Source organism: Psychrobacillus lasiicapitis (assembly GCF_006861795.1).
In the GTDB taxonomy this organism is placed as follows: domain Bacteria; phylum Bacillota; class Bacilli; order Bacillales_A; family Planococcaceae; genus Psychrobacillus; species Psychrobacillus lasiicapitis.
The window spans coordinates 128,755-145,978 of sequence record NZ_VDGH01000003.1 but is presented as its reverse complement, the minus strand read 5'-3'; the positions used below and the strand labels follow the sequence as shown (position 1 = coordinate 145,978).

Sequence of the window (17,224 nt, the reverse complement as noted above, 5' to 3'; positions counted from 1 at the left end):
AGGAGGCTCGACCTCGCCCGCGGAAAGCGTCCACCTGAAACGGAAATCCACATTGTATTTTAATGAGCCTAAAATAAAATAGTTGCAAGTGCATGCTAAAGATGATACTATATGTAACGTAACATCATACATTTCTGCTACATATGCGGTTGACATCAATCGGATCGTGTAAGGTATCAGTTTTCATAACCAACTCTGTTCCAGATGGTTCAGGGCGAGAGGAGAGATAGAGATGAAAGCAGGAATTCATCCCGATTACAAAGAAGCAACAGTAACATGTTCATGTGGTAACACATTCACAACAGGTTCTGTTAAATCAGACATTAAAGTCGAGTTCTGTAACGAATGTCACCCATTCTATACTGGACGTCAAAAATTCGCAGCTGCGGATGGCCGTGTTGATCGTTTCAACAAAAAATACGGTATTAAAGAAGAAAACTAATAACAAAATACCTGTAAGGCACATGGTGCTTTACAGGTATTTTTATTTGTGTGATACATAAGTGAAAAATGAAAACATTTCTTTAAATGTAGATGAACAGCATTGTATGTTATAAATAGATAGTGAAAAAATCATAAACGATGAATGATGAAGTGGCTGTGCTTGGAGACAGATTTCCCTAAAGCACATTTTTACGATAAATAAAAGACAGGATTTTTAATTTGTTTTTCGGTATGATGAGTAAAGACTGTTTGAAAGGGAGTATTTAAATGTTTATTACATCCCAAATGGGCTGGATAGAAGTTATATGTGGAAGTATGTTCTCTGGTAAATCAGAAGAACTAATTCGTCGTATTAGACGTGTGCAATTTGCAAAACAGAAAATTGCCGTGTTTAAGCCGATGATTGATAATAGGTATAGTGAAGAGGCGGTCGTGAGTCACGATGGAACGTCTACAATTGCAATACCGATTCAACGATCCGAGGAAATATGGCAGCATATTTCAGATGAAATCGACGTAATAGCAGTAGATGAAACGCAATTTTTCGATGAAGGAATAGTGGATGTTGTTACAAAACTTGCAGATCATGGTTATCGTGTAATTGTAGCGGGTCTAGACCAAGATTTTCGTGGCAAGCCATTCGGACCTATGGCTGCTATTTTATGTATGGCGGAGGATGTAACGAAACTCCACGCTGTTTGCGCAGTATGTGGATCTGAAGCAAGTAGAACGCAAAGGCTTATTAATGGACAACCTGCTGGTGCAGATGATCCGATTATTCTAGTAGGAGCATCAGAAGCGTACGAACCTAGATGCCGCCACCACCATGAAGTGCCTGTAGGAACAACAACTTTACAGAAATAACAATCCCAGGAGTAGCTATAGCTGCTCTTTTTTCTTGCAGCTTAATTGCTGGTGTTTAGAACCAGCAACTAAGCTGTAAGAAACCGTTGATAGAAAAAGTAGCGGAACCGATGTTTTTTCTTTATAATAGGAATGATATAGACTTAAACGAACGAGGTGAGGTCGATGTTTGATCGATTACAGTCGGTGGAAGATCGTTATGATAAATTAAATGAATTACTCAGCGACCCGGATGTCGTAAATGATACAAAAAAATTAAGACAATATTCAAAAGAACAATCCGATTTACAAGATACAGTTGATGTATATCGCGAATACAAAGAAGTAAAGAGTCAGCTTCAGGATGCGAAGCTTATGCTAGAAGATAAGTTAGATGCAGATATGAAGGAAATGGTAAAAGAAGAAGTGAACGAACTGGAGTCACAAATCGTGGAATTAGAAGAGCGACTCCGAGTTTTGTTGATACCGAAAGATCCGAATGACGATAAAAACGTTATTATGGAAATTCGCGGAGCAGCAGGTGGAGACGAGGCAGCGCTATTTGCGGGTAATCTATTCCGCATGTATAGTCGCTATGCGGAAACTCAAAATTGGAAAATTGATGTAATGGATTCTTCCCCTACTGGACTTGGTGGTTTTAAAGAGATTATTTTCATGATTAATGGAAACAATGCCTATTCGAAGATGAAATATGAAAATGGCGCGCATCGAGTACAGCGTGTCCCAGAAACAGAGTCTGGTGGTCGTATTCACACTTCAACCGCAACAGTTGCAGTACTTCCAGAAGTAGAGGAAGTAGATGTAGAAATTCATGAAAAAGATATACGAGTTGATACCTTTGCATCTTCAGGTGCAGGTGGACAATCGGTTAATACAACGATGTCTGCTGTTCGTATGACCCATTTACCAACCGGTATTACTGTATCGATGCAAGATGAAAAATCCCAAATCAAAAATAGAGAAAAAGCGATGAAAATACTTCGTGCTCGTGTTGCAGATAAATTCTTACAAGAAGCGCAAGCGGAATATGATGCAGTTCGAAAATCTGCAGTAGGTACAGGGGATCGCTCTGAACGAATTCGCACATACAACTATCCACAAAACCGAGTGACGGATCATCGTATTGGATTGACGATTCAAAAACTTGACCAAATTTTAGAAGGTAAATTGGATGAGATTGTTAATGCATTAATCGTAGAAGATCAAGCGGAAAAACTAGAAAGAATGAATGATACAAATGTGTAAAACAAATTATGAGGCCCTTACCCGGGCTTCTTCTTTTTTAGAGGAGAATAATCGGGAAAAAGGAGTTGCTCGTTTTCTACTACAACATGTCCTAGGAAAAAGTTATTCCCAACTTATGCAAGACTTATATGAAGACATATCCGCAGATGATTTTCAAATCTTTTGGTCATATGTGGAAGAACATAAAACGGGTCGACCATTCCAATATATTATTGGGCAAGAAACTTTTTATGACCGAAGCTTTCTAGTGAATGAACATGTCTTGATACCTCGACCTGAAACAGAAGAGTTAATAGTAGAAGTAAAAAATCGAACGAAAAAGCTATTCGGCGCACAATTCGCACCAAAAGTTGCGGATATTGGGACTGGTAGCGGCGCCATTGCCATTACGATAAAAAAAGAAATGCCTACCGCAAGCGTTACAGCAACGGATATTTCACCTGAAGCATTGGAAGTAGCTAAACAAAATGCAAAAATGCTAGAAGCGGAAGTTAAATTCAAGCAGGGCGATTTACTTGCCCCCATTGCAAATGAAAAATGGGATATCATCTTATCAAATCCTCCTTATATAGGAAATGATGAAGCGAAAGAGATGTCGGATACAGTGCTAGACTATGAGCCACATCTTGCTTTATTTGCAGAGGAAAATGGCTTGCAATTATATCGAAAAATGGCGGAGCAGCTCCCGCAAATGATGAAAATCCCTAGTTTCATAGGTTTTGAGATAGGTTATGCCCAAGGGCCTGCTGTACAAAGTATGCTTCAAACTGCTTTTCCAACTGCAACTGTAGAAATTGTAAAAGATATTAATCAAAAAAATAGATTTGTTTTTTGCACAATCGATGTATAAGTTATGAATCTACTGGTAACAATGTTCCTAAGGGAGGAATGTTACATGTTACCAGATTACGAGATTAAAAAAGCACCGAAACTTGGCGGGCAAATAGATGCAGTTATTTTCTTTATATGGATGTTGCTACTTATTCAGTTTTGTTTATTTTTTCTTTTCCAACAAGGAGAAGAAGCAGAAGGGTTACGCTTTCGCTTAATTGCCAATAGCAATACAGTACAAGATCAACAAGTAAAAGAAGAGGTCAAAAGCATAATTGAACCAATCTTATTGAAATATAATTTAGATCAGCAACAAGCATATAGCGAATTAGAGCAAGCTGTGGATAAGTTATCAGAAAAGTTAAATGAAGAAATCCATCTATCCACAGGTATGGCTCTATTTCCACCGAAAGTTTGGAATGAAGGAATTACTTCCCAAACAAATGTCGAATCAATTGTCATATCTATCGGAAATGCACGTGGAGATAACTGGTGGTGCTCGCTATTTCCTAAGGTTTGTTATAAAGAAGAAGTAGAAAAAGAAGAAAAGCCGAAATTTTGGGTATGGGAATGGTTAAAAAAGAAGTTTTCCACATAATTACCCACAAAATTCAGAAAGTTATCAACAAATTGTGGACAAAGTAGAGGGAAAGGAGAAAATACGACATGAAAACTGAAATAATGAGTGTGGATAACTTTTTAACGAGAGATCTTAGTTATACACAGGCTGTGGACTTATTAAGTACGGGAGAAACAGTTGCGTTTCCAACTGAAACTGTTTATGGCTTAGGTGCTATTGCCACGAGTGAAAATGCTGTGTCTAAAATTTTCAAAGCAAAAGGTAGACCGCAGGATAATCCACTTATTGTTCATATTGGATCAAAAGAAGAGCTATCCACATTTACAAAAAATGTTCCGAATCTAGCCAAAATATGTATGAATGCATTTTGGCCAGGACCGCTTACACTAGTATTACCTATAAAAGCTGACTCTCTTGCTAAAAATGTGACAGCTGGATTAAGTACAGTTGGTATTCGCATGCCGGATCATCCTGTAGCGCTAGAATTACTTAGACGTTTAAAACAACCAGTCGCTGCACCAAGTGCAAATAAAAGCGGAAAACCTAGCCCTACTAAAGCTGCACATGTGTATCATGACCTAAACGGGAAAATCCCGCTTATATTAGATGGAGGAGCAACTGGAATTGGATTAGAGTCAACTGTATTAGATTTTACAACGGAAGTACCAACGATCTTACGCCCAGGTGGGGTAACGAAAGAAATGCTAGAAAAAGTAATAGGTCCGGTAAATGAGTCTAAACTTACAGACGAAGCAGAAGCACCTCGCGCACCAGGGATGAAGTATGCGCATTATTCGCCTGATGCTCCTGTCTATTTAATCGAAGCCTCCGTCCCAAAAGTACAACAGGCGATTGAACAAATACATACGGATGAAAAAAAAGTAGCGCTAATAGCAACTGAACAGTTCACTCTAACAAAAGCGGACTATTATTTTTCATTAGGACAAGAACATCAACTAGAAGATGCTGCTCACTTACTTTACGAAGCGCTAAGAAATTGTGATGAAACAGATGCCCACATTATCTTAGTCCCAATATTTGCGAAGCAGGGTGTTGGAACAGCTATTATGAATAGACTGGAAAAAGCGGCTAATGGGAATTGGTTTGAGAGTTAACTACTTTATGTATAGGTTCTTTTGGAGAGCTTTGAACGGAACGAGTTCTACACCATTATCGAGAATCCTTGATGTGAAAGAGATGCGACAAAGTCATCTCTTTCACATTTTTTCGATAATCGTGTGGTAGTCGTTCGTCCGTCGCTCTTTAAAAGCACTAGTAATCAAATTGTTAAAGCTTTTCGGAACGAAAGAATAATTACTTTCCTATCGAAGAAAAACAGCCAAAGATACAATTTTGGCTGCTCTGTACTTCTCTATTGTATTTCGGCCTTTTCAATTAGAAGGAATTATCCATTTTTAATATAGTGTCAACAGATTGCTAGCATTTCACTTTTCAAAAGTATGTAAGGAAAGCATGATAGAAAGCGCTAGAACTCCCGAAATTGCATCGCATCTTCGGAGGTCCGCACGATGCGGGTCAGGCAGTCATTGCGACACTTGAACATATTTTGGAAAGCAGCTTTTCACTTATTATCCCAAAAGGTTAAACTGTTTTTTTATGACTTCAAAAGGGCGAAGGACAGACGCCAGTCACGAACTGCCTCTCTCGAAATCATTCGGTAATGATATAGCAACATGTTTGTCCAAAGTCCTTAGAAACCAATAGAAAAAGATTTAAAATTTAAAGTACACCCTTTGCTTTTATGATCTAGGTGTATTCTCTTCCATTCTTTTGCATACATTTAATTATGCAAAAGGACGGGGGAGATTTTTTTGTGGCGTGAAATTGTAGCGGGTGGATTAATGTCAGTAGATGTTCTGATTTTGTTTTCACTCGTGTTATATCGGAAGCAAATTTTTACACTGGCAGCGTGGGTCGCATCTTTACATATGCTTTTTCCGTTAATCGGCTACTACGCGGGAGCAATCGTGCAAAATTACTTGAAATTTGCAAGTCCGTATTTGTCTTCATTTTTGCTGATACTTGTTGGCTTGCAGATGATTTTAGCAAGGTCTCCTAAACAAGCACCGCTCCTATCACCTTATTTACTAGCGGTTGTTGCGAGCATTGATACCTTTTCAGTAAGTATTTCATTTGGTATGCTTAAAGTAGAAAAGTTTCTCTTCATATTAAGTTCGGGCATATTTTCTTATTTGGCTGTATTTATTGCCCAAAAAGTTATTTTTAAGCATGCTTTTCTCAATCGAGGGCTTATAATGAAGCTGGCGGGAGTTGGGATTTTAATATTAGGGATTATAATTTTACGAAATATTTAACAATTTACAACAATATTTGTGGCTAATTATTATATACTAGAGATGAGGAAATAGTACGATGAATATTTTGTTTGTGTGTACAGGTAATACGTGTCGAAGTCCAATGGCAGAAGCAATCTTAAAGGCTCGAGAGATAGGGAATATCCAGGTCCGTTCCGCAGGTATTTATGCGATGGATGGCGGCGAAATGTCTCTTAATGGGCAAAAAGTCTTAGAGAATGAAAATATACCTTTTATCCATGAGTCCGCTGCAATGAACGAAGCATTAGTGGATTGGGCGGATCTCGTTCTAACAATGACTGCATCCCATAAGCAAGCGATTATTTATTCATTTCCACAGGCTATTTCCAAAGTGTATATGTACAAAGAGTTTGTGACACCTGAAAATGCACAAGATGTTTCCGATCCTTATGGAGGCGATTTACGTACATATGAGTACACATTTCAAGAACTAAACACACTTACAGACGGACTAGTGAAAAAACTCCAGGGGGATTAGGATGACAACTGAAAAAAAGCGTTACTCATTTGGAATTCAAAAGAAAATTGTTTTATTTGTTACAGTTCTAGCGTTGGTTACATATACAACGAGTGCATTGTTCATCAATTTTGTACAGCCTTTACTTTTTGAAAATGCGACAAATTCGCTTGGGTTTGAGATTGCTATGTATGCATTAGGTATAATTTGGTCCGGTATACTAGCCTATTTTTTCAGCGGACTAATTATTAAACCTTTATTTAATTTGGAAAAGGTAGCAACACTGGCATCAGAAGGTAAAATTGGTGTGGACGTGGAAGTACCGAAATCGAAGGATGAAATCCAATCTGTTTCAATCGCTTTTCAATCAATGCTTGTCAATTTAAGAGAAATGGTTCAAAGCATTGAAGATAACTTTGAGAAAACGAATAATACGGTGCAACAATTATCCCAGCAATCCTCTGTAGCTGCTGATCAGGCAGAGGCGATTGCACAAACGATTGCACAAATTTCCGAAGGGGCAGAGCATTCGGCTGTTGCTGTACAAGAAACGGTGGAGTCTGTGGAAGACGTTCGAGTTCTTGCCTCTGAAGTCAATATGCGTGCAGAAAAGTCAAACGGACAGTCTAAGGAAATGATTCAAGGATTGGCGCAAACAACCGAAGTCATTCAATCGCTTGTAAATGGTATCCAACAAGTTGCTACTGGTAGCGAAGCGGCTTTAGTCAATGTAAAACAGCTCGAAGTAAATGCCGGGAAAGTGGAAAATATTATTCAACTAGTAGGTGATATTGCGGCTCAAACGAATTTACTTGCATTAAATGCATCGATCGAAGCTGCGCGTGCTGGAGAACATGGAAAAGGTTTTGCGGTAGTGGCAGAGGAAGTTCGTAAACTAGCAGATGAGAGCGGCAAAGCTGTTCAAGGGATTTCTTCATTAATCAACGCCATTCAAACCGATGTACAAACGGTTGTTCATCAGATGACCAATCAAGTAAACTTTGCAGTGGGAGAAGCGAAACGTGTTTCTGAAACGAATGAGGCGGTAGAAGGAATGTCGGATAAAATCCATCATATGGCGGAATCCGTGGCCGAAATTTCTTCATTAGTAGAAAAACAATTAACGAATATCGAAAATACTGCTCGTCAATCTCAAGAGGTAGCTGCTATTGCTGAAGAAACATCTGCAGGAGCAGAAGAAGTAAGAAGTGCAACAGATGAACAAGCACGATCAATCGAACAAATTGACCGCTTATCGTTCGGATTAAAGCAACAATCGGAAGAATTATTCAAGGTAATTTCGCAATTTGACAGAAATTCGTCAAAATAGATACTTTAAATACAATTCACTTTGCGTGAATTGTATTTTTTTTCGCAGATAAATGGTATGATGAAGTGGAGTACTAAAACAGAAAAGAGGGAACAAATTGAAAATTGCAATTTCTTCTGATCATGGTGGAAATAATCTTCGCAAGGAAATTATACAACAACTAGAAGAGCTCGGACTTTCTTATGAAGATTTTGGTCCAACGAGTGACGATTCTGTTGACTATCCTGACTATGCAATACCGGTAACAGAAGGTGTAGTAAGTGGGGAGTTTGATCGTGGTATTTTAATTTGCGGTACAGGCATTGGTATGTCGATTGCGGCAAACAAAGTAAAAGGTATTAGATGTGCGTTAGTGCATGATGTATTTTCGGCAAAGGCAACAAGATGCCATAATGACTCCAACGTACTTGCAATGGGAGAACGAGTAATTGGTCCAGGACTTGCAAGAGAAATCGTTGCGACTTGGCTTGCACAAGATTTCGAAGGCGGACGCCATACGCGCCGCGTAGAAAAAATAACAGCTTTAGAAAACTGAGGAAGAAGGGGATTTTCAGATGGAAGCAAAAGATTTGTGGAAAGAGCAAATAGAACAGCTTCTGCTGGAAGTAGAGCAGCAAATTGACTTTCACGAAGATGATCTTTTTGTTATCGGCTGTTCAACCTCAGAAATTATAGGGAAAAAAATAGGAACTGCCGGTGGTTTAGAAGTGGCGGAAATCTTATATGGACCATTGCAAGCATTTGCAAAGCGTAACAAGGTGCATTTAGCTTTTCAAGGCTGCGAGCATATCAATCGCGCTATAACAATGGAAAGAAAAACGCAAAAGCTTTATAGATTACCGGAAGTTTCTGTTATTCCAGTTGTTCGTGCAGGCGGCTCCATGTCTGCTTATGCGTACACAAAATTCCAAGACCCAGTCGTAGTCGAGCAGGTCCAAGCACGTGCCGGCATTGATATAGGACAAACCCTTATTGGTATGCAGCTGCAGCCTGTAGCTGTTCCAATTCGCGTGTCCACAAAACAAATTGGGGGAGCAGTCGTGACGATTGCAAACACACGTCCGAAACTAATTGGTGGAGAACGTGCATTTTACGGTTGATATTAGAGGAGGAAATGAGAAATGCAGAAAATTTTAGCACAAGATCCAGCAGTATACGAAGCGATGCTTGCGGAGAAAAAACGTCAACAAACCAATATCGAGTTAATCGCGTCTGAAAACTTTGTATCCGAAGCAGTTATGGAAGCACAAGGTTCAGTATTGACTAATAAATATGCAGAAGGCTACCCAGGTAAACGCTACTATGGTGGCTGTGAGCACGTGGACGTAGTAGAAAATATTGCTCGTGATCGTTTGAAAGAAATTTTCGGAGCAGAGCATGCCAATGTACAACCCCATTCCGGTTCACAAGCGAATATGGCGGTTTACATGACAGCTTTGCAACCAGGTGACACAATTTTAGGTATGAATTTATCACATGGTGGGCATTTAACACATGGTTCCCCTGTAAACTTTAGTGGAATTCAATATAACTTCATCGAGTACGGTGTAAGTAAAGAGACAGAACTAATCGATTACGAAGAAGTTCGAGTAATTGCATTAGAGCACAAACCAAAAATGATCGTTGCAGGAGCAAGTGCATACTCACGTACAATTGACTTCGCTAAATTCCGTGAAATTGCAGATGAAATCGGCGCATACCTATTTGTAGATATGGCTCATATTGCAGGACTAGTTGCTGCAGGTCTTCATCCAAATCCAGTTCCGCATGCACATTTTGTAACGTCAACAACCCATAAAACATTACGTGGACCACGCGGAGGATTAATCCTAACAACAGATGAATTCGCGAAGAAAATTGATAAAACAATCTTCCCTGGAATTCAAGGTGGTCCACTAATGCATGTGATTGCAGCGAAAGCAGTTGCATTTGGAGAAGCACAACAACCTGCCTTCAAAGAATACCAAGCGCAAGTAATCGCAAACGCTAAGACACTAGCAGATAGTTTAGTAGCAGAAGGTCTTCGTATCGTATCTGGTGGTACAGACAATCACGTAATGCTAGTAGACGTTTCTGCACTTGATCTTACAGGTAAAGTTGCTGAACACGTTCTGGACGAAGTAGGAATCACTGTTAACAAAAATACAATTCCTTATGAAACACAAAGTCCATTCATTACTTCAGGCGTTCGTCTAGGAACACCAGCAGTAACTTCTCGCGGATTCAAAGAAGAAGAGATGAAGGAAATTGCAGCAATCATCGCAAAACTATTGAAAAATCACGAAGACGCAGAAGTAATTCAAGAAGCAAAAGACCGCGTTGCAGCTTTAACAAATAAATATCCATTGTATAATTAATACAATAATTTGAAAGTAGGCTACCTTTTTTAGTATAGAAAGGTAGCTTTTTTGTGAGAAAAAATGGAAATACCAATTATTTGCATCTTACTATTACCAGTAAGTGGTTCTAGGCGACCAAATCCAGCGCGAACATGACAAAACTAACTCCGAACGCGAGAAAGCTACCCCTGAGTACGACAAACTGGACCAACTGATCTCTTCCAGCTAATTCGGCATGCTCTACGCCCCCATTTCTCTCTCATCTGCTCCATTCCTTTAATCATTTAGCCGTATTCAGGTTGGAATATTGCCATTTTGGAAAAGCTACATAAATAGTAAGATTAAGAGAGACGATTAGCTAGTAACTTTTCTGCATAAAGAAGAAATCATAGACAACATTTAATCGAGCTATATTTAGGATCTAAGGTCAAGAAATACTTTATTACAAACCAATGACGCCAGTGTGAATAGACGCAATATTAAGATATGCTATTAGTAGTATGTTACCTGCGTTTTTTGTTATAATTAATAGAATTTTAAATAAAACCGTGAAGGAGACGAAAATATGCCAAAAGTATTTGTATTTGATCACCCCCTTATTCAACACAAACTAACATATATCCGCAATATCGAAACGGGAACGAAAGAATTCCGCGAGCTTGTTGATGAAGTAGCTACACTAATGGCTTTTGAAATCACACGTGATTTGCCATTAGAAGAAACAGAAGTTAGAACTCCAGTACAAACAACAAAATCAAAAGTGTTAGCAGGGAAGAAAATAGGAATCGTGCCTATTTTACGTGCAGGAATTGGGATGGTTGACGGGATCTTAAAACTAATCCCAGCAGCAAAAGTTGGACATGTCGGCCTTTACAGAGACCCAGAAACATTACAACCAGTGGAATATTATGTGAAGCTTCCAGCAGATGTAGCAGAGCGCGATTTCATTTTAGTGGATCCGATGCTTGCAACAGGTGGTTCTGCAATTGAGGCAGTTAATTCTCTTAAAACCCGCGGCGCAACGAGCATTAAATTTATGTGTTTAATCGCAGCTCCAGAAGGTGTAGAAGCATTACAAAAAGCTCATCCAGATGTAGATATTTACATAGCTGCACTTGATGAAAAATTAAATGACCATGGTTACATCGTACCAGGTTTAGGTGATGCTGGAGACCGTCTGTTCGGAACAAAATAAAAACTCTACCCTATTTAAGTGAAAAACTAGTAGTGAAAGTAGCTTGGCCATAAAAATGGTCTGCTGACAAGCAAGTAGTTTCCACATTTCTTTTAAATTTGTCAAACCGATGTCAAATAAGAAGTATTTGTGAAGTTTTTCACTCTTACCAATTGACATCAAATTGCCCCTATTGTATGCTTACAAAGGATGTCAATGATAGGGGTTTCATGCGCGAAACACCTTGTCACATCTACTTTCTACTAGATTCACAGTTTTTACTTAATGCAGGAAAACATGAGGATTCTATTTATGCGTCACGCAAGACGTCCGTTACAAGGGATAGCATTATATTCAGCGATTCTCTCACAGCTTGTAGGTTCTATATTAATAGGAATATTCACAGGAATGTGGATAGATAAAACATATGGAACTACTCCAATTTTTTTAATAATTTGCTTACTACTAGGTCTTATGTCTGGTGTGTTAGCGCTTATTACTACCATTCGAAAATATAATTCAGGAGACTAATGAACAATGCTAGAAATGCAACGTATTTTTACTAAGCAGAAGAAATACATATTTTTTTTGCTCGCAGTATGTGCGCTAGGTTGGGGATTCACCCCATATTCGACAATTTTTGCAGGCTTAGCACTAGGTTCGTTGTTTGGTTTGTATAATTTCTGGATTCTAACTCGTAGAATGGAGAAATTTGATCGAGTGTTATCTGGTGAAAAAGGACGAGCAGGTTTAGGAACAGTATTCCGCTTTGGATCTGGAATTGCAGCTGTTGCCATTGCCCTTGCCCTTCCACAGTATATTCATCTTATTAGCACGGTAATTGGTTTAATGATTCCCTATGTTCTGCTTTTAGTAGAACGAGTTATGTTTCATTCAAAAAATCAGTAATGAGTATGTGAAAGAGAGGTGAACAAATCGTGGAACATGCAAATCCCACATTTAAGTTTCTCGGGATGTACGGTAACTGGTCCAACATTTTAATGCTTGCTGTTACTACACTCATCGTATTTTTGATCGCTTACATAGCGACAAGAAACTTGAAACTTAAGCCAACTGGTATGCAAAATTTCATGGAGTGGATTATGGACTTCGTGAAAGGCATTATTAAAAGTAACTTCGATTGGCAAACTGGTGGACGATTCCATATTCTTGGTATTACATTAATCATGTTTATCGCTGTAGCGAACGTACTAGGACTTCCGTTTTCTATCTCGTATGATGGAGTACTTTGGTGGAAATCTCCAACAGCAGATCCAACAGTAACAATGACACTAGCAGTAATGATTCTTCTATTAACGCACTATTATGGTATAAAAATGAAGGGCTTGTCGGAATATGGGAAAGACTTCTTAAAGCCACTACCATTCCTATTACCTTTAAAAATTATTGAAGAATTTGCAAACACGTTGACACTCGGTCTTCGTCTTTACGGTAACATCTATGCAGGAGAAGTTCTATTAGGACTACTTGCAGGTTTAGCAACAGGTTATGGCTTTTTCGGCTTTGTTGGTGCAATTATCCCAGCAATGGCATGGCAAGGTTTCTCTCTATTCATAGGCGGAATCCAAGCGTTCATTTTCGTTATGTTAACAATGGTATATATGTCGCACAAAGTGTCGGCGGACCATTAATATAATTGCTTGATTTTTAAGCAAAAATAAAACAAAACAACATTCCAAGGAGGAAATTAAACAATGGTAGGTTCAGTTGGTCTTTTAGCAGCAGCTATAGCAATCGGTTTAGGTGCACTTGGTGCAGGTATTGGTAACGGTCTAATCGTTTCAAAAACAGTAGAAGGTATCGCTCGTCAACCAGAAGCACGTGGAGCTTTACAAACAGTTATGTTCATCGGGGTAGCATTAGTTGAGGCGATTCCAATCATCGCTGCAGTTATCGCGTTCATCGTATTAAACCAATAGTATATTAGACAAGTCTATAATGGCGGAAACCAATCCGCCATTCTCTTTATGAATTAGAAAACAATAATAAATTATTTACATGATAAAAGCAAGATTTTAAAAGCAAGTTCTCTTAATAGCGTTTGAAAGGAGTGAAACAATCGTGTCTTTTGATTACCTAGTCCTTGGTGCTAGTGGCCATGACGGATTAAACATTTGGGATATCATCGCTACACTATTCTTCTTCTTATTACTTATGGCTCTTTTGAAGAAAGTAGCATGGGGTCCACTTATGGGAATTATGACTCAACGTGAAGAGTTGATCGCAAGTGAAATCGAAGCAGCTGAAAATAGTCGCCAAGAATCACAGCGTTTACTTGAAGAACAACGTGACTTACTAAAAGAAGCGCGTACAGAAGCATTAGCGATTGTAGAAAATGCGAAGAAGCAAGGAGAAGCATCTCGTGAAGATATTATCACGACTGCTCGTACAGAAGCTGCGCGTTTGAAAGAATCAGCTGTTCGTGAAATCGAGACAGAAAAAGAAAGAGCGATTGCAGCAGTACGACAAGAAGTAGTTTCACTTTCTGTACTTGCAGCGTCGAAAGTTCTTGAAAAAGAAGTTTCGGAAGAAGATAATCGTGCGCTAATCGAGGCAACGATTGCGAAGGCAGGGGAAGCTAATTGAGTAATTCAACTGCAGCAAAACGATACGCAATCGCATTATTCGAGCTAGCACAACAAAAAAACGAAATTCCATCTGTTGAGAATGATTTACGTGAACTTAAACTTGTTTGGAACGGCAACAAAGAAGTGAAGACATTATTCACTTCACCGAAGCTATCACTAGATAAGAAAAAAGCGTTAATCCGTGAGATTTTCAAAGATGCTAATCCAATCGTCATTAATACACTTTTAGTATTGATCGATAAGAAAAGATTAGGAGAAGTATCAGATATTATTACTGAATTTATGGTACTTTCGAACGATGCACAAGGTATTGCAGACGCGAAAGTGTATACGACTCGCGAGTTATCAGAACAAGAGCGTGCAAACGTTTCAGCTGTATTTGCGAAAAATGTCGGAAAACAATCTTTACGTATTCAAAACATTGTAGATCCATCCATTATTGGTGGAATGCGTGTTCAAATCGGAAACCGCATTTACGACAGCAGTCTTAGCACAAAGCTAGATCGTTTAAAACGTAATTTGATCGGTTAATATTATGAATTTTGAGAGGTGACATACATGAGCATCAAAGCTGAAGAAATCAGTGTCTTGATTAAACAGCAGATTGAGAATTATGAATCTGAGATGAAAGTTAGCGATGTTGGTACAGTTATCAAAATTGGTGACGGTATTGCCCTTGCTCATGGCCTCGACAACGTCATGGCTGGAGAACTTTTAGAATTCTCAACTGGTGTATTAGGTATGGCACAAAACTTGGAAGCGAACAACGTTGGTATCGTTATCCTTGGACCATACACTGACATCAAAGAAGGCGATGAAGTACGTCGTACTGGCCGTATTATGGAAGTTCCTGTTGGTAAAGAATTGATTGGCCGCGTTGTCAATCCACTTGGTCAACCAGTTGACGGACTAGGTCCTATTGCAACTACAAAAACTCGTCCAATCGAAAGTCCTGCACAAGGGGTTATGGCACGTAAATCTGTTCATGAACCACTTCAAACAGGTATTAAAGCGATTGACGCACTTGTTCCTATCGGTCGTGGTCAACGTGAGTTAATCATCGGTGACCGTCAAACAGGTAAAACAACTGTAGCAATCGATACAATTCTTAACCAAGCAGACCAAAACATGATCTGTGTTTACGTTGCAATCGGTCAAAAAGAATCGACTGTACGTAATGTAGTTGAAACACTTCGTAAAAAAGGTGCGTTAGACTATACAATCGTTGTTACTGCATCAGCATCTCAACCAGCTCCATTATTATACTTAGCTCCTTATGCTGGTGTAACTATGGCCGAAGAGTTTATGTTCGAAGGCAAGCACGTGTTAATCGTTTATGATGATTTATCTAAACAAGCTGCTGCTTACCGTGAACTTTCATTACTTCTTCGTCGTCCTCCAGGTCGTGAAGCATATCCAGGGGATGTATTCTACTTACACAGCCGTTTATTAGAGCGCGCTGCGAAGTTAAATGAAACACTTGGTGCAGGTTCAATCACTGCATTACCGTTCGTTGAAACGCAAGCTGGGGACATCTCTGCTTACATTCCAACAAACGTTATCTCAATTACAGATGGTCAAATCTTCTTACAATCTGACTTATTCTTCTCGGGCGTACGTCCAGCGATCAATGCTGGTTTATCCGTATCTCGTGTAGGTGGTTCAGCTCAAATTAAGGCAATGAAAAAAGTTGCGGGTACACTACGTCTAGACTTAGCTGCATACCGTGAACTAGAAGCATTCTCTCAATTTGGATCAGATCTTGACGCTGCAACTCAAGCAAAACTTAACCGTGGTATGCGTACAGTAGAAGTATTAAAACAAGACTTGAATAACCCGATTAAAGTGGAAAAACAAGTTATGATTTTATACGCTCTAACTCGTGGCCATTTAGATGATATTCCAGTAAAAGACGTTACTCGTTTCGAAACAGAACTTAATAGCTGGTTAGATTCAAACCACACAAACGTTTTAGATCATATTCGTACGACTAAAGACCTTCCTTCAGATGAAGATATGTCAAATGCAATCAATGCATTTAAAAAGACTTTCGCTAAATCTGAGTAATTCTAAAGTCTAAGTGAAAAAAAACGATAAGGTGGTGAAATACCAGTGGCATCATTACGCGATATTAAAGGTAAAATTACGTCAACAAAGAAAACAAGTCAAATTACGAAAGCTATGCAAATGGTTTCAGCTTCTAAATTGAATCGTGCGGAAGAAAATGCGAAAGCATATGTTCCTTACATGACGAAAATTCAAGAAGTAGTAGGTGCAATTGCAACAGGAACAAGCGACGGAGCGCATCCAATGCTAACTTCTCGTCCTGTGAAAAAGACTGCATATCTTGTTATTACGGCGGATCGTGGCTTAGCTGGTGCGTATAATAGTAATATTATTCGTGCAGCATCTAACGCAATAGCGGAGCGACATTCTTCCAAAGATGAGTATGTTATCTTTGCAATTGGTCGTATGGGACGTGACTTCTTCGTGAAACGTGGTTCGAATGTAATCGGAGATGTAATAGGTTTACCAGACCAACCTGCTTTTTCTGATATTAAAGAAATAGCGCGCAGAGCTGTTGGTATGTTCACGGATGGTACATATGATGAACTTTATATGTACTATAACCACTTTGTCAGTGCCATCTCTAGTGAAGTTACAGAGAAAAAGGTACTGCCACTTACGGATATTGCAGTAGAAAAAGGCACAACGGCTTCTTATGAATTCGATCCTTCAGCCGAAGCGATTCTAGAAGTGTTACTTCCACAATATGCGGAAAGCCTAATTTTTGGTGCATTACTCGATGGTAAAGCAAGTGAACATGCTATGCGTATGTCCGCGATGAAATCTGCAACAGACAACGCAACTGACTTAATTGGTAACTTAACATTAGTTTATAACCGAGCACGACAAGCGGCAATTACGCAAGAAATTACGGAAATTGTCGGCGGTGCAGCGGCTCTTGAATAGTCTATGAAAGAAAAGTAAGAC

General features: G+C 39.1%; 21 protein-coding genes. All 21 read left to right on the top strand.

What is annotated here, in order from left to right:
- The first annotated feature begins 232 nt into the window (after positions 1–232).
- The 21 genes from rpmE to atpG all read left to right on the top strand — a co-directional run bounded on the left by rpmE (position 233) and on the right by atpG (position 17,203).
- Positions 233–442, top strand: coding sequence for a 50S ribosomal protein L31 (gene rpmE / locus FG382_RS05710; RefSeq protein WP_142537942.1), 210 nt, complete (start codon positions 233–235; stop codon positions 440–442).
- A gap of 269 nt (positions 443–711) precedes the next feature.
- Positions 712–1,308, top strand: a complete 597-nt coding sequence (locus FG382_RS05705; protein WP_142537941.1) for a thymidine kinase — start codon at positions 712–714, stop codon at positions 1,306–1,308.
- 165 nt (positions 1,309–1,473) lie between these two features.
- The gene (gene prfA / locus FG382_RS05700; RefSeq protein WP_142537940.1) at positions 1,474–2,553 is read left to right on the top strand and encodes a peptide chain release factor 1; all 1,080 of its coding nucleotides are present in this window, start codon (positions 1,474–1,476) and stop codon (positions 2,551–2,553) included.
- A complete protein-coding gene (gene prmC, locus FG382_RS05695; RefSeq protein ID WP_308421229.1) occupies positions 2,546–3,403 on the top strand; it encodes a peptide chain release factor N(5)-glutamine methyltransferase in 858 nt (285 codons plus the stop codon). The genes prfA and prmC overlap by 8 nt, the downstream gene beginning before the upstream one ends.
- Positions 3,404–3,448: 45 nt before the next feature.
- Positions 3,449–3,982: a stage II sporulation protein R gene (locus tag FG382_RS05690; RefSeq protein ID WP_170206461.1), complete on the top strand. Its 534-nt coding sequence runs from the start codon at positions 3,449–3,451 to the stop codon at positions 3,980–3,982.
- Between the two features lie 68 nt (positions 3,983–4,050).
- Positions 4,051–5,079: an L-threonylcarbamoyladenylate synthase gene (locus tag FG382_RS05685; protein ID WP_142537937.1), complete on the top strand. Its 1,029-nt coding sequence runs from the start codon at positions 4,051–4,053 to the stop codon at positions 5,077–5,079.
- 717 nt (positions 5,080–5,796) lie between these two features.
- Positions 5,797–6,300 (top strand): manganese efflux pump, encoded by a 504-nt coding sequence (locus tag FG382_RS05680; protein WP_142537936.1) that lies wholly within the window; start codon positions 5,797–5,799, stop codon positions 6,298–6,300.
- Positions 6,301–6,358: 58 nt separating this feature from the next.
- Positions 6,359–6,799 carry a low molecular weight protein arginine phosphatase gene (locus tag FG382_RS05675; protein ID WP_142537935.1) on the top strand — a complete coding sequence of 147 codons (441 nt, stop codon included), beginning with the start codon at positions 6,359–6,361 and terminating at the stop codon, positions 6,797–6,799.
- Between the two features lies 1 nt (position 6,800).
- Complete coding sequence (locus tag FG382_RS05670; protein ID WP_142537934.1) at positions 6,801–8,108, top strand: methyl-accepting chemotaxis protein; 1,308 nt, start codon at positions 6,801–6,803, stop codon at positions 8,106–8,108.
- 97 nt (positions 8,109–8,205) lie between these two features.
- Positions 8,206–8,643 (top strand): ribose 5-phosphate isomerase B, encoded by a 438-nt coding sequence (rpiB, locus tag FG382_RS05665; protein ID WP_142537933.1) that lies wholly within the window; start codon positions 8,206–8,208, stop codon positions 8,641–8,643.
- A 19-nt stretch (positions 8,644–8,662) separates the two neighbouring features.
- Entirely contained in the window at positions 8,663–9,208 is a 546-nt protein-coding gene (locus tag FG382_RS05660) for a TIGR01440 family protein (protein ID WP_142537932.1), read from the top strand.
- Between the two features lie 21 nt (positions 9,209–9,229).
- The gene (glyA, locus tag FG382_RS05655) at positions 9,230–10,465 is read left to right on the top strand and encodes a serine hydroxymethyltransferase (protein ID WP_142537931.1); all 1,236 of its coding nucleotides are present in this window, start codon (positions 9,230–9,232) and stop codon (positions 10,463–10,465) included.
- Between the two features lie 547 nt (positions 10,466–11,012).
- Positions 11,013–11,642 carry a uracil phosphoribosyltransferase gene (gene upp, locus FG382_RS05650; protein ID WP_142537930.1) on the top strand — a complete coding sequence of 210 codons (630 nt, stop codon included), beginning with the start codon at positions 11,013–11,015 and terminating at the stop codon, positions 11,640–11,642.
- 291 nt (positions 11,643–11,933) lie between these two features.
- Positions 11,934–12,152, top strand: a complete 219-nt coding sequence (locus tag FG382_RS05645) for an AtpZ/AtpI family protein (protein WP_142537929.1) — start codon at positions 11,934–11,936, stop codon at positions 12,150–12,152.
- Between the two features lie 6 nt (positions 12,153–12,158).
- Entirely contained in the window at positions 12,159–12,530 is a 372-nt protein-coding gene (locus FG382_RS05640; RefSeq protein WP_142537928.1) for an ATP synthase subunit I, read from the top strand.
- Between the two features lie 29 nt (positions 12,531–12,559).
- Entirely contained in the window at positions 12,560–13,273 is a 714-nt protein-coding gene (gene atpB, locus FG382_RS05635; RefSeq protein ID WP_142537927.1) for a F0F1 ATP synthase subunit A, read from the top strand.
- Positions 13,274–13,336: 63 nt separating this feature from the next.
- Positions 13,337–13,561, top strand: a complete 225-nt coding sequence (gene atpE / locus FG382_RS05630) for a F0F1 ATP synthase subunit C (protein ID WP_142537926.1) — start codon at positions 13,337–13,339, stop codon at positions 13,559–13,561.
- Positions 13,562–13,703: 142 nt separating this feature from the next.
- A complete protein-coding gene (gene atpF / locus FG382_RS05625) occupies positions 13,704–14,228 on the top strand; it encodes a F0F1 ATP synthase subunit B (RefSeq protein ID WP_142537925.1) in 525 nt (174 codons plus the stop codon).
- Positions 14,225–14,761 (top strand): F0F1 ATP synthase subunit delta, encoded by a 537-nt coding sequence (locus tag FG382_RS05620; protein WP_142537924.1) that lies wholly within the window; start codon positions 14,225–14,227, stop codon positions 14,759–14,761. Before atpF ends, FG382_RS05620 begins: the two co-directional genes overlap by 4 nt.
- Before the next feature lie 27 nt (positions 14,762–14,788).
- Positions 14,789–16,297, top strand: coding sequence for a F0F1 ATP synthase subunit alpha (atpA, locus tag FG382_RS05615; protein WP_142537923.1), 1,509 nt, complete (start codon positions 14,789–14,791; stop codon positions 16,295–16,297).
- 45 nt (positions 16,298–16,342) lie between these two features.
- Complete coding sequence (gene atpG / locus FG382_RS05610) at positions 16,343–17,203, top strand: ATP synthase F1 subunit gamma (protein ID WP_142537922.1); 861 nt, start codon at positions 16,343–16,345, stop codon at positions 17,201–17,203.
- The last annotated feature ends 21 nt before the right edge of the window (positions 17,204–17,224 follow it).

What these genes read in the sequence shown, in the direction of transcription:
- rpmE (WP_142537942.1), top strand. Translation starts at nt 233, where the DNA reads ATGAAAGCAGGAATTCATCCCGATTACAAAGAAGCAACAGTAACATGT.
- FG382_RS05705 (WP_142537941.1), top strand. Translation starts at nt 712, where the DNA reads ATGTTTATTACATCCCAAATGGGCTGGATAGAAGTTATATGTGGAAGT.
- prfA (WP_142537940.1), top strand. Translation starts at nt 1,474, where the DNA reads ATGTTTGATCGATTACAGTCGGTGGAAGATCGTTATGATAAATTAAAT.
- prmC (WP_308421229.1), top strand. Translation starts at nt 2,546, where the DNA reads ATGTGTAAAACAAATTATGAGGCCCTTACCCGGGCTTCTTCTTTTTTA.
- FG382_RS05690 (WP_170206461.1), top strand. Translation starts at nt 3,449, where the DNA reads ATGTTACCAGATTACGAGATTAAAAAAGCACCGAAACTTGGCGGGCAA.
- FG382_RS05685 (WP_142537937.1), top strand. Translation starts at nt 4,051, where the DNA reads ATGAAAACTGAAATAATGAGTGTGGATAACTTTTTAACGAGAGATCTT.
- FG382_RS05675 (WP_142537935.1), top strand. Translation starts at nt 6,359, where the DNA reads ATGAATATTTTGTTTGTGTGTACAGGTAATACGTGTCGAAGTCCAATG.
- FG382_RS05670 (WP_142537934.1), top strand. Translation starts at nt 6,801, where the DNA reads ATGACAACTGAAAAAAAGCGTTACTCATTTGGAATTCAAAAGAAAATT.
- FG382_RS05660 (WP_142537932.1), top strand. Translation starts at nt 8,663, where the DNA reads ATGGAAGCAAAAGATTTGTGGAAAGAGCAAATAGAACAGCTTCTGCTG.
- glyA (WP_142537931.1), top strand. Translation starts at nt 9,230, where the DNA reads ATGCAGAAAATTTTAGCACAAGATCCAGCAGTATACGAAGCGATGCTT.
- upp (WP_142537930.1), top strand. Translation starts at nt 11,013, where the DNA reads ATGCCAAAAGTATTTGTATTTGATCACCCCCTTATTCAACACAAACTA.
- FG382_RS05645 (WP_142537929.1), top strand. Translation starts at nt 11,934, where the DNA reads ATGCGTCACGCAAGACGTCCGTTACAAGGGATAGCATTATATTCAGCG.
- FG382_RS05640 (WP_142537928.1), top strand. Translation starts at nt 12,159, where the DNA reads ATGCTAGAAATGCAACGTATTTTTACTAAGCAGAAGAAATACATATTT.
- atpE (WP_142537926.1), top strand. Translation starts at nt 13,337, where the DNA reads ATGGTAGGTTCAGTTGGTCTTTTAGCAGCAGCTATAGCAATCGGTTTA.
- atpA (WP_142537923.1), top strand. Translation starts at nt 14,789, where the DNA reads ATGAGCATCAAAGCTGAAGAAATCAGTGTCTTGATTAAACAGCAGATT.